Origin of the sequence: Acidiplasma sp. MBA-1 (genome assembly GCF_000949015.1) — an archaeon.
In the GTDB taxonomy this organism is placed as follows: domain Archaea; phylum Thermoplasmatota; class Thermoplasmata; order Thermoplasmatales; family Thermoplasmataceae; genus Acidiplasma; species Acidiplasma aeolicum.
This window is the reverse complement of record NZ_JYHS01000005.1, coordinates 123,998-135,949: the sequence shown is the minus strand read 5'-3', so window position 1 is coordinate 135,949 and position 11,952 is coordinate 123,998. Positions and strand designations below refer to the sequence as shown.

Genomic DNA, 11,952 nt, shown 5'->3' with positions numbered 1-11,952 from the left:
AAATCAGACCCCGGGATTTTTTATAATTAAATATGTATTTATCCAGGAGTATATATAAAGTATTATTAAAACAATGGTAAATATAACAATTGCATACTTAAAAATGAAGATTCCAGTATAAGAATATATCATGTAATCTGAAAACGTTGATATACCAACCGGAAATACATATGCCCATACAGTCATTGACTGCCTTCTTTTTATATGACCTGCCGCAATTACCCCTGATATTAAAAATAAAAATGTATCAAAGCCAAAAAAAAGCATTGATGAGTCCACAGCCATGTAATCAGGCACATTAAAAAGGTGCAGGTAATTAAAGTATGGTAAAAACATAATATTAATAATTATCATGCTTGAGGCCCCCACAGGTATCATGGCTGCGGGGACGCTTCTTAAATACTCTGTTTTGTTAATATGGTATATAAATGCAGTAATACCCACAAACAGAAACTGGAAAAATGTTATGCCCAGTGAAACAAAAATCATAAAATATATGAGTTTAAGCTCACTTAATGTGTAATATGATTCCAGTGGTTTTATGAGCATAATACTGCTTAATATGATGTTTCCACCTATGACAATGGAGGGTACAAGCATTGCATATGAGAATTCTGATGAATTGTATTTATTTGTATAAAGGTTATAGTTTAAAAGTAAATTTATTATTATTACATATACATAAAATATAAAGTATATATACAAAAATGTTGCTGCCACAATTCTGTTTATGCCTATATAGGCACTGTAAAAAAATGCAAGGGCGTACATGATTATGCCAAGAAATGCCAGAAAGCTCAATGCTGTGGGATTATTATAGTCCATTTTAAGGTTTCCTGAATTTGATGCATAGCGATAAACCACAGATATTAACACGAAAATGAACATTGCAATTACAAGGAAAAATATAATTTTACCTGCATTGAAGAGCCATAAATTTAAAAAAACAAGATAATTTATGTAAAGTGCAAGGGAAATTGATAATGTTCCGAGCACGACAGGAAACCATTCAGGGCCGAGACCTTTGAATTTCATGTAACGGGATTAAATTATGATATTTAATCTCTCATTTCACATCTGATAAATATTCGTCATTATATATTAGGCCTGATACATCATTGCAAAGAGATTTTATACCGGAAAAGTTGGTTATAACATGGCCATGCACTGACAGTGGTGTAACTGATATATTTTCTTCATGCATCACAGTATAATAATCTGTATTTTCATCATAATCATCTGAAAATTTATTCCAGAACCAGTAATATTTATTTCCATGCGGGTCCTCATCCTCCCTAACATAATCTGAAAATGCGTTCACATACATCGGAACTCCAACCATTTTTATACCATCATTTATTTTATGGGGGAAATTTATGTTTAATATATCAACATCCTTTGGGAATCCCTTATTAATAACATATTCCATTACATGCCTTGCTATTATCCCTGCCTTTTCAAAATCAGCAGATTTTTCATTTTCCTCATTTACATCGATTGAAAATGCTATACCCTTTATTCCAAGCAGGGCGCCTGTCATGGCCGCAGATATTGTTCCACTTGTATATAGCGACCTTAACGATATATTAAGACCGTGATTTATGCCACTGGCAATTAAATCAATTTTTTCATTCCTGTAAAGCGCATTTCTTGCCAAAAATATTGTGTCTGCCGGAAATCCGGATATGGCATAGCCATTAATGCCGTTTTCATCAATGGTTTTTGCCCTGAGTGGATTATTAAATGTAATGCTCATGCCTGAGGCACTTCTTGGTCTGTCAGGTGCAACCATCACGGCTCCTGTACTGATCTTTGCAGCGTTCATATAAAGTGTTTTGATACCCCTTGAAAAGTATCCATCGTCATTGGTAACCAAAATCATTATTGACCTATATTAAAATACTATATAATTGTTTATTAATAAAAAAATTAATAAAATTTATTATTTTTATAAAAATGTAACCCTTTATTTCCCCTCAATCTCCTCAATTGTAAACTGGGCAGCTTTTTTTACCTTACCGGGATGAATTTTATATTCTATAAACGTTAATAATCCTGATATTGGTATCCAGGATACGCCAAAATATACTGCAAAGTTTTCCGGATAGGGCTCGGGTGTTATAAGTGTACTTATCATTATTATTAATAGAATGGCCATACCAATAACGGGAATTACAACATGCTGAATTAATTTAAATTCTCCCCTGCGATGTGTTAGAAATGGCAGTGCTATTGATGCCACTATATGTTCTGTATATGCAGCATATGAATTTATTAAAAGCATCAAAAGGCCACCTGCCACGGGTCCATACCTGAGGCCAAAAAATATGGCTATTAAAAATGATAAAATAAATATTATTAGCGCGGCTATATGTGGTGTTCTGTATCTTTCATGAATTTTGGCCACGCTGTTTGGTAAAAATAGAATTCCATCTCTGGCAAAAGAATAAAATATTCTTGAATCTGCATTGCTCACGGAAATATTATAGCCCATGAAACTGTTTATTGTAACAAGTATAAGTGCTATATATAGTATATAACTGTATCTTTTAAAAAGTATAACTCCCGGATCCTGGCTATGAAAAAATGATTCCATATTTGCCGGTCCCCATCCGATGGTGAAGGCATAAGAAACAAAGATTAACGTAAGCCCGGCAAGAATTGTTGTTGCAAGCAGTGCACGTTTAATATTCTTTTCCGGTTCCCTTGCCTCCTCGCCAAGTGCGGTAATAGACACTGTGGTTCCAAAATACAGGGTTGTTGAATAAATCATTGAAAAAATAAGCTGAGAATATCCAGAAACATATTTTAATGTAAAAACATACAAAGTGTTTAATTTTCCAGCATTTATTATGATTATTAATGAACCTATTATAAGTACAAGAACCTCTATGACACCACCGGCTATCTGATAATCTGTTGATATTTTTATTCCACGGTATGTAAACAAAAATGATATAAGTGCGGCCACAAAGGCTATTGGAACCCAGAAGAGTGCACCCGAATATTTCGGGTCTATTAAGGTAATAAATGATGCAAGGCCAAGAAAGCCAAAACTACCATATCCCAAAATTCCATAAAATGCCATGTTCCATGCCTGAAAGGTGCCAACAATGCCACCAAGCCCCTTGCCCGCAAATGTATAATAAGAACCGGCAGAGTTTACATGCTTCGAAAACTGGTATCCTGTATTCATTATAAATAAATATCCAATTACCCCAAGGAATAATGATAATGGGGTTGCACCCAGGGCAAATTCAACAACACCAACCAGCAAATATGCAGCATCCGCAGCAACTGAGAGAGTCCCCATTGCCTGCCATATAAGCCTGAAACTGGATACATAATTTCTCTTGAGTCCGTATTCCATTATGAAAGTAAATATGTATTATTAATAAATTTTTGTATCTAAATAAAAAAATGTCTATTTATTCCTTTAAAATTTTATGGCAATATTAATCATTGATTATTTATTATATAATTTAAAAAAACAATAATATTAAAAATTATACAACATTAAAATTTATATTATTTCAAAGGCATCACCACGCGGATCAAATCCGGTATGCACGTTTCCATCATATAAAATACCCTGTGCATGCCCCATCATGTCATTTAAATCATTAACCATTTTATATTTTTTTAAATTAAGTGATTTCTCATAAAATATATCAGCATTATTATATATGCTTGCTGGATAGGCAAATCTGGGATGGCTTATTGCATCCTGTATATTATAGTTAAGGTCTATTATTCTGGACAGGACCTGAACATTGATCTGTGGCTGTACATCACCACCCATTGAACCAAAAATTATGTCAAACTTTCCGGTTGCTATTGTGCTCATTAATGTATGAAATGTTTTTTTATGCGGTTTAAGGGCATTTTTATGGTTTGCATCAAGGGTAAAGTATGATCCACGGTTATTCATGTTTATTCCGGTTCCATGAATCGTATGGCCTGAACCAAAACCCATGAAATTGCTCTGAATTGCGCTTATCTCTATTTCCCCATCAAATATTGAGAACGCCGTTGTATCTGATAAATGGTTATTCTTGCCATTGAAATTTGTTTTCGGTACATTTGAAAATATACTGTCATCTATAACTGATCCGTCATAAATATACTCTGGCCTGTATTTATATGCATCCATCATGGTTTTTATCAGGGTATCATAGTAATCCTCCTTATTCATAGAATTTAATTCATAGTTATTTAATTGATTAAACCATACTATTTCTGTAAGCCCCTGGCTAACCGGTGGATTGGTATATATTTTAAAGTCCCTGTATTTTACAGTGAGCGGTTCCCTTATTTCCGGACTAAAATTATCAAGGTCGTTGAACCTAATAAGCCCGCCCTTTGATACCATATCATCATTAATCTTTCTGGCTATATCACCATGATAAAAGGAGTCCAGACCATCATTTGCAAGGGTTTCAAGTGTTTTTCCCAGATCCTTTTGATATAAAATATCCCCTGATTTTTTATATATTGAATTGAAATCTGAATCACCATGGGTAAATGAATCTATGGCCTTTTTAAGCTTGTTGCTCTTCCTAAAACCATTTTTTGCATAACCTATTGCCCTTGAAAAATTTTCTTTGAGGGTAAGGTTTGCCTTTTTCTCTATTAATTTCCATGCAGAAACAAGTCCTGGTATTGAAAAGGATGAATATATCCCCCTCTCCGAAATTTTAGAATAACCCTTTGACCTGAAAAAATCGATATCTGCAAGGGCTGCAGCATAACCGCTGGCATTTATGCAGTAATAATTACCATCCTTAACTGTCGCAAAAAAATCACCACCAAGGCCGTTCAGATGTGGTTGAACAACAGTTAATGCAGCACTTGTCGCAAGCAGTGCATCGTAGGCATTTCCACCTTTAGATAGGGCCTCCTCACCTGCAATTGTACTGAGTGGGTGGCTTGACGCCACAGCATATTTTTTCATGAAATATCATTTTTAATTATTATATAATTTTTTGTGCACATAAAAAAGCATATATTTTATACTAAAATTGTTATTATGTTTTTAACTATTATCCATAATAATGATTTTTAAATCTTAAACTTTATTAATATAAATGTATTATAATCCTGATTTAACATTATAATAAATTAATTACATTTTTATGATAATCATTTCAAAAGTATTTTTAAATTTATATTATTACTCATTTTTTCCATCTTATTTAAATTTAATAAATTTTAATTTTTAAATTTTTAGGCAAAAATTTATATTGTTATTCTCATTAGGAAAATATGAACTTGAATGAGGCAGAGAGTATTAAAAGAACAAAAACTGGTCTAAAAAGAGGAATAAATACACATGATGCAATCATGTTCGGCGTTGGCGGGGCGGTTGGCTCCGGCATTTTATTTGCGGCAGCAGGCGGTACAGGTTATGCTGGCCCCGCTGTCATTATTTCATGGATATTAACAGCAGTATTTATAGTTCTGGTAACCCTGCCATTTGCCGAATATTCTGCAATGTTTCCAAGGTCCGGAATCAGTGCCAGGATTGCCTATTATTCATATGGGTCATATGGTGGTTTTATTTCAGGATGGGCCCTTTTTATATGGGCAGTTACCATTCCTGCAATAGAGGCAGTGGCAGTGTCTGAATATGCTGCATTTTATGTTCCGCAGCTGTATAATTCGACCACGGGCCTTTTAACCGGATATGGAATACTCTTATCAATACTTTTAATGATTGGCTTTTTATTTTTAAATCTTAAGAGCATAGCACATTTCGCGAAGTTCAATAAGGTCTGGACATGGGTTAAAATAGCCGTGGTTATTGCATTTGTAATAATACTTCCATTATTCATCTTCCATCCATCCAATTTTGTATCTCCAAGCTTCGCACCATCCATTGGCGGTATTTTCATAGCAATACCCGCATCTGGAATACTCTTTTCATTTGGTGGTTACAGGCAGGTAGCAGATATGGCAGGTGAGGTTAAGAATCCAGCAAAAAACATGCCAAAGATTATAGGTCTTGTTCTGTTAATTCAGAGCCTGCTTTACATTGCCATGGCTGTTGTAATAGTTGGAACCGTAAACTGGAAGGGATTTAACAAACCAGTTGGTGACTGGGCCTATATTGCAGGTAGATCATCACCGCTGGTTGATATAATGCATGGTAATTTAAGCTTTGTAAGTCCTCAGGTTGCTGCACTTTTAGGCGTAATGATTGTGATATTCTTTATCTTTGCAATTATTTCCCCAGGAGGCACACTTGGTGTTTATCTTACCGGTGCAAGCAGAATAATTTTCGGCTTCTCAGAGGAAAATGCAATTCCGAAAATCTTTAGAAAAACTACAAAAAGTGGAGCACCTGTATATGCTCTTGTTTTATCAGTCATTCTGGGGATTATATTTTTGGTTCCACTACCATCATGGTATGAACTTGTCGATTTCGTGGTTGTTGCCGCAGTTGCAAATTTTGCAATTGCATCAATATCATTGCCTGTGCTGAGAAAATTATACCCGGATGTTGAGAGGCCATTTAAAATTCCTTACCCAATGCTCTGGTCATTTTCCGCATTCATCATTGCAACATACCTTATTTACTGGGCAACATATCCAACAACATTATACGCACTTGGCGCAACCCTTGCAGGATCCATAATATTTATTTACCAGGCACATTTAAAGAAATACTCAAATCTTCATCTAAAAAACTCACTATGGATACCATTATACTTAATTGGTTTAATACTATTGTCAAGATACGGTGGTACACCCACGGGAGGAACAAATTTAATACCATATCCATTTGACTATTTGGTTCTGTTCTTTTATGCAATTATATTCTTTTTTATAGGACTAAAATCGGCACCTAAGGATAAAATCATGGAAAGTACAGCACTTGAGGATTAATCCTCAAAAATTTTATTTTATTATAAGAATAAGTATATAAGGAAACTAAGTATATACAATGGAGTGTTTAAATTGTCAAAATTTGAAAATATGAATATTAATAAAGAGATTAAAAGGGCACTAAATGATATGAATTTTATAAATCCCACAGAAATTCAGGATATGGCCATACCACATATAATGTCTGGAGGGGATGTAATTATAAGGTCAAAAACCGGATCTGGAAAGACCGGTGCTTACTTAATTCCAGTGTTAAATTCCATATCCAGCTTAAAGGGCAGGTATGTAAAGGCCCTTATTGTTCTTCCAACCAGGGAGCTTTCATTGCAGACGGCAAAAGTTTTTGAAAAAATGGGAAAATATACCGGATTAAGATATTCAATAATATATGGAGGGGCCCCATATCAGAGGCAGATAGATTCATTGTACCGTGCAGATATTGTAATAGGCACACCCGGAAGAATAATTGACCTGATAAATAAGGGTTACCTTGATATATCCAGAATTAACCACCTCATTCTTGATGAGGCTGATGAGATGCTTGACATGGGCTTTATAGACGACATTAAAACGATAATAGGATACACAAATGATAGGAGGCAGACAATATTGTTATCGGCCACAATGCCGGAAAAGATTAAAATGCTTTCCAGGCAGTTCATGAAAAACCCGGAAAACATATTTGCTGATGAGGATAGAATACCGGAAACAATAAACCATATTTATACCGTATCCAGAAAATGCAATAAATTTTCAATATTAATGTCATATTTAAATGATTATGGTTCAAAAAAATCCATTATCTTTGTCAAAACACAGAAAATGGGTGAAATAATTAACAGGGCCCTTACGCAGGAGGGTTTTAGAAATATTTTACTTCACGGCGGCATGAAACAGAATTACAGGGAAAGATCAATAAATGAGTTTAGAAAAATGGATTCTGGCATACTTGTTACCACAAATATTGCTGCAAGGGGTCTGGATATACCGGGAATTTCAGATGTTATAAACTTCGATGCACCTGACAATATAGAGACATACACACACAGGGTTGGAAGATCAGGCAGAATGGGTAAAAATGGCCGTGCGATGACAATATTTAATGAGGAGGAAAAATACATGATCCATGAAATTCAGGCAAAAAGCAGCATAAATATGGAGCATATAGAGATCAGGCTAAACGAAAAGTATATAAATTCATCATTTAACAAAATAGTTAATGAAAACATAATAAAAAACCATCACAGAACATCATGGCATGAAAAATCATACAGATACCATGGCAGACGCTGGTAAATATTTATATATAAAATATTTAAAGTTTTAATTTATACTATCATATTTATCATTAATCAAGTATTATAAAATTAAAATAAATCGATTTTTTACCCCATTCCAGCTTATAAAGTTTTTAATTTCGTGTTAAATATAAATATTAGATAATATTAACTGTGCTGAGATAATGTTTCAGTACATAATATTTCCATTCGCCGCACTTGCAGTATGGACTGCATCAAACACAATCATTAAGGGTTTAACATCAAAAATTAATCCCAATATTGTTTCCATGATAATTGTTGGCTCCGGCATTTTACCAATGCTTATTAGTATTATGATGTCCCCCGTGCACTCATTTTCAATTTTTCTTATTGTAATGTCGGTATTTTCAGGAATTTTTTTAGGACTTGGATATATACTATTTTATAAATCTTTAAGGGGCGCAAACCTTGGAAATGCAGCGGTAACAATAAATGTACAGCAAATAGTTGTAATTCTCTTTGGTTTGAGCATTTTGCGTGAAAAATTAACATCATTAATTCTGCCAGGAATTATACTTATAATTTTTGGATCAATACTTGTCACAGTAACAAGGGGATTTAAGGTCGATAAGGTATTATTAATAGCTGCTGCTGCAAATATAATTTGGGGAATTTATTATATTCCATTAACGTTTGCAATAGCATCGGTGCACTCATCTCCGGTGCCACTCCTCCTTTCAAGAATTATAGGCTTTTTCTCTGTTTTCATCATATTTAATATAAGGCAAATAATTAATGGCATCAAAATGAAAATTTCTAAAAATAATATTAGAACAGACCACATTGCATTCATGATTATTTTAATATCAATAATAGCAGGCATACTTGATGGTTCAGGTAATGTATTATATGCATTTTCCATTCAATATGGCATACTGGTTATAGCCGGTGCCATTATAGCAATGCTTCCTGTATCCCTTGCATTATCAGGCCGGATTGTTTATCACGAAAAGCTAAGGCTGAGACAGTACACTGGAATTGCTTTATCCGTTCTTGGTGCAATTATTATAGTAATTTAGATCTTTAAATAATATTTTAGTTATAATATATAAAAAAACGAAATACGACAAAATATTTATAAATTATATACATATGATATACATGGCTGATAAAATTATCTTTGTAATAGAAACAGGAAGGGAGAACATGGCAAAACTCATGGCCAACATAGGTATGGCAACAAAGATGAAGGAATATGAAAAAAATATGAAGATAGAAATGATATTTTTGACCCCTGCAGTTTCAGTCTTAAATAAGGACCAGGCATTGTACAGGCCCATACTGGATACTGTGTGGAAGGCAAAAAATACCGGAATTAAAATTATTGCATGTGAGACTGCAATGTCCAACGTCGGGCTTACAAGGGAAAAAATACCTGACAACCTTGTTGATGAATTTGCCCCAATAGGTGGGATATATGTTTTAAATAAAATAAAGGAGGATTACGAGACATTCTGGATTTAATATTTCCTCAATATTTTTAATTTAAATTTATTGTAATAATATACTGTAAACACAATAAATTAAAAGATTTAAATAACATAACAAAAAATTTTAATTTTTTGGTATAATATGTAGTTATATTTTATTATTTGCATAATATGTTTATTATCAATAAATAATTATAACAGATATCTATGTCATACTATGTGGGACTACGCCAATAAAGTTTTCGAGCCATTTCCAGCTGAGAAAAAGATAATTCAGAAGATGATAAGCATAGGCCTCAGCATCAGGGAGCTAGACGACGAGATTAAAATTTTCTGTGATGAAATTGAAATTAAGCCGAATTCAATTGCTAGGGCCTATAATGTTGACAGGCGCGTTGTAATAAATACCTTAAAAAGAATAAAAGAAAATAAGGAATTGTATGATTTCTTTACAAATTTAAAACCTGTTGCCGATTTTTCCGATTCAGGTTCAAAAATGGGTTTTGGCGTCATAGAGATAATACCTGATAATGCGGCAAAACCAGGAATTATTTCTGGGGTAATTTCTGTTATTTCAAAATATAATATAAGCATAAGGCAGGTTATTACCGATGACCCTGATTTGATTGAGAACCCAAAGGCCGTTGTTGTTACATCAACACAGCTATCAGGTGATATTATAAGAGAAATAAAAAAGGTTGATGGTGTTAAGGGGGTTACAGTCCTATGAAATTATCAAGATTATTTCCATAAATTAAATTCATTAAAGTATTTATTTTGTTGTTAACATCATTAAATGTGTCGCCAAAGACATTTATATGCCCCATCTTTCTTTTTATCCGTATTTCTTCCTTATGATACCAGTATATATTTGTACCGCCCATTTCAAGTATTTTTTTTATTTTATCATCAATGGATGTACCAATAATGTTTAATATGCCTGATGGCCTGAAAAGCACCGGCTTCTGAATGGGAAGGCCAGCCACTGCAAGTATATGTTCCTCGAACTGTGATATTGATGAACCTAAAAGTGTATGATGCCCGGTATTATGTACCCTTGGTGCGTATTCATTTATTAATATTTCATTGCCCGTTACATAGAATTCTATACCCATAACACCAATATAGCCAAGTTTATCCATAAGTTTTTTTGCCATTTCAGGCATTTTATTATTACCATCCAATGGGGCTATATTATAAATAAGAATGCCGTTTTTATTGTAATTGAAGGATGGATCAAAAAACTGAAAATTTCCATTGCTGCCCCTAACCGCTATTATTGACGCCTCATAATCGTAATTTATAAATTTTTCCACAACAAATGGTCCAGAGTCCTGGCATTTTAAACTATCTGTATTTTCATTGATAAAATACTGCCCCTTGCCATCATATCCACCACGGCAGGTTTTTATTACAGCCCTGCCCATCCTCTTTGCCGCCCTGAATGCAGATTCAAAATCCTCGTGGTACTCATACTGTGCAATTGGGAAACCGTTTTTTTGCAAAAAATCCTTTTCTAGAGATCTATCCCTTTTTAACTCAACTGTTTTTATATCTGGTCTTAATTTTCCTGATGAACTTGCATATTCAAGAGTTTTCTCATCAACATGTTCAAATTCAAATGTTATATAATCACAGGAATCAACGAACGTTTTATACTCATCCGTTGTAAAAAATTTATCTGCTATGTATCCTGCAGGGCCCTTTTCCCTGTCTATAACATAAAACTTAAAAGGATATCTCTTCATGGTAATTATCATCATGTATCCAAGCTGGCCTGAACCTATTATTCCAATAATCATAATTTCTCACCAAGAACCTTATTTTTTTGATCCTCCATGAATTTTTCCAGAAACATTTTTAATTTATCATATTTTATTGATAATATTCTAACAGCAAGCAGGGCCGCATTTTTTGAATTTCCTATTGCCACCGTCGCAACAGGAACACCTGACGGCATCTGTACTATTGATAAAAGAGAATCAAGTCCATTTAGATTCCTTGATGGTACTGGCACGCCAATTACGGGCAATGTTGTCATGGATGCTACCATACCGGGAAGATGTGCCGCCCCGCCGGCCCCTGCTATGATAACCTCTATGCCATTATTTATTGCATTCTTTGCATATTCAAGCATAAATTCTGGTGTTCTATGGGCCGATACAATTTTATATTCAACCTCTATACCAAAAAATTTTAGGGTTTCAATGGCATCCTTCATTGTTTCAAAATCTGAGCTGCTGCCCATGATAACTGCTACCTTCATAAAACATAATATAATAATATTTAATAAAATTAATTTAGCAATAAAAATA

At 33.9% G+C, this 11,952-nt stretch carries 11 protein-coding genes; 5 read left to right on the top strand and 6 right to left on the bottom strand.

Going from position 1 to position 11,952, the window contains the following annotated elements; all coding sequences use genetic code 11:
- Window positions 1–3: 3 nt before the first annotated feature.
- The 4 genes from TZ01_RS08400 to TZ01_RS08385 all read right to left on the bottom strand — a co-directional run bounded on the left by TZ01_RS08400 (window position 4) and on the right by TZ01_RS08385 (window position 4,954).
- Window positions 4–1,035 (bottom strand): hypothetical protein, encoded by a 1,032-nt coding sequence (locus tag TZ01_RS08400; RefSeq protein ID WP_048102394.1) that lies wholly within the window; start codon window positions 1,033–1,035, stop codon window positions 4–6.
- A 31-nt stretch (window positions 1,036–1,066) separates the two neighbouring features.
- A complete protein-coding gene (surE, locus tag TZ01_RS08395; protein ID WP_052656877.1) occupies window positions 1,067–1,882 on the bottom strand; it encodes a 5'/3'-nucleotidase SurE in 816 nt (271 codons plus the stop codon).
- An 84-nt stretch (window positions 1,883–1,966) separates the two neighbouring features.
- Window positions 1,967–3,370 (bottom strand): APC family permease, encoded by a 1,404-nt coding sequence (locus TZ01_RS08390; RefSeq protein WP_048102393.1) that lies wholly within the window; start codon window positions 3,368–3,370, stop codon window positions 1,967–1,969.
- A gap of 153 nt (window positions 3,371–3,523) precedes the next feature.
- Entirely contained in the window at window positions 3,524–4,954 is a 1,431-nt protein-coding gene (locus tag TZ01_RS08385) for a gamma-glutamyltransferase family protein (protein ID WP_048102391.1), read from the bottom strand.
- Between the two features lie 311 nt (window positions 4,955–5,265).
- Between TZ01_RS08385 and TZ01_RS08380 the strand changes: the two genes are divergently transcribed.
- The 5 genes from TZ01_RS08380 to TZ01_RS08360 all read left to right on the top strand — a co-directional run bounded on the left by TZ01_RS08380 (window position 5,266) and on the right by TZ01_RS08360 (window position 10,367).
- Complete coding sequence (locus tag TZ01_RS08380; RefSeq protein ID WP_048102390.1) at window positions 5,266–6,888, top strand: APC family permease; 1,623 nt, start codon at window positions 5,266–5,268, stop codon at window positions 6,886–6,888.
- A 72-nt stretch (window positions 6,889–6,960) separates the two neighbouring features.
- The gene (locus TZ01_RS08375) at window positions 6,961–8,184 is read left to right on the top strand and encodes a DEAD/DEAH box helicase (protein WP_156150352.1); all 1,224 of its coding nucleotides are present in this window, start codon (window positions 6,961–6,963) and stop codon (window positions 8,182–8,184) included.
- A 166-nt stretch (window positions 8,185–8,350) separates the two neighbouring features.
- Window positions 8,351–9,226 (top strand): EamA family transporter, encoded by an 876-nt coding sequence (locus TZ01_RS08370; RefSeq protein ID WP_048102389.1) that lies wholly within the window; start codon window positions 8,351–8,353, stop codon window positions 9,224–9,226.
- Between the two features lie 82 nt (window positions 9,227–9,308).
- On the top strand, window positions 9,309–9,671 hold the full coding sequence (locus TZ01_RS08365; RefSeq protein WP_055032513.1) for a DsrE family protein: 363 nt from the start codon (window positions 9,309–9,311) through the stop codon (window positions 9,669–9,671).
- Between the two features lie 183 nt (window positions 9,672–9,854).
- Window positions 9,855–10,367 carry a hypothetical protein gene (locus TZ01_RS08360; RefSeq protein ID WP_048102385.1) on the top strand — a complete coding sequence of 171 codons (513 nt, stop codon included), beginning with the start codon at window positions 9,855–9,857 and terminating at the stop codon, window positions 10,365–10,367.
- Here TZ01_RS08360 and TZ01_RS08355 read toward each other — a convergent pair.
- Both TZ01_RS08355 and purE read right to left on the bottom strand, forming a co-directional pair.
- The gene (locus tag TZ01_RS08355; protein WP_048102384.1) at window positions 10,354–11,439 is read right to left on the bottom strand and encodes a 5-(carboxyamino)imidazole ribonucleotide synthase; all 1,086 of its coding nucleotides are present in this window, start codon (window positions 11,437–11,439) and stop codon (window positions 10,354–10,356) included. The two genes, TZ01_RS08360 and TZ01_RS08355, sit on opposite strands and share 14 nt — an antisense overlap.
- Entirely contained in the window at window positions 11,436–11,903 is a 468-nt protein-coding gene (purE, locus tag TZ01_RS08350; protein WP_048102383.1) for a 5-(carboxyamino)imidazole ribonucleotide mutase, read from the bottom strand. The genes TZ01_RS08355 and purE overlap by 4 nt, the downstream gene beginning before the upstream one ends.
- Between the last annotated feature and the right edge of the window lie 49 nt (window positions 11,904–11,952).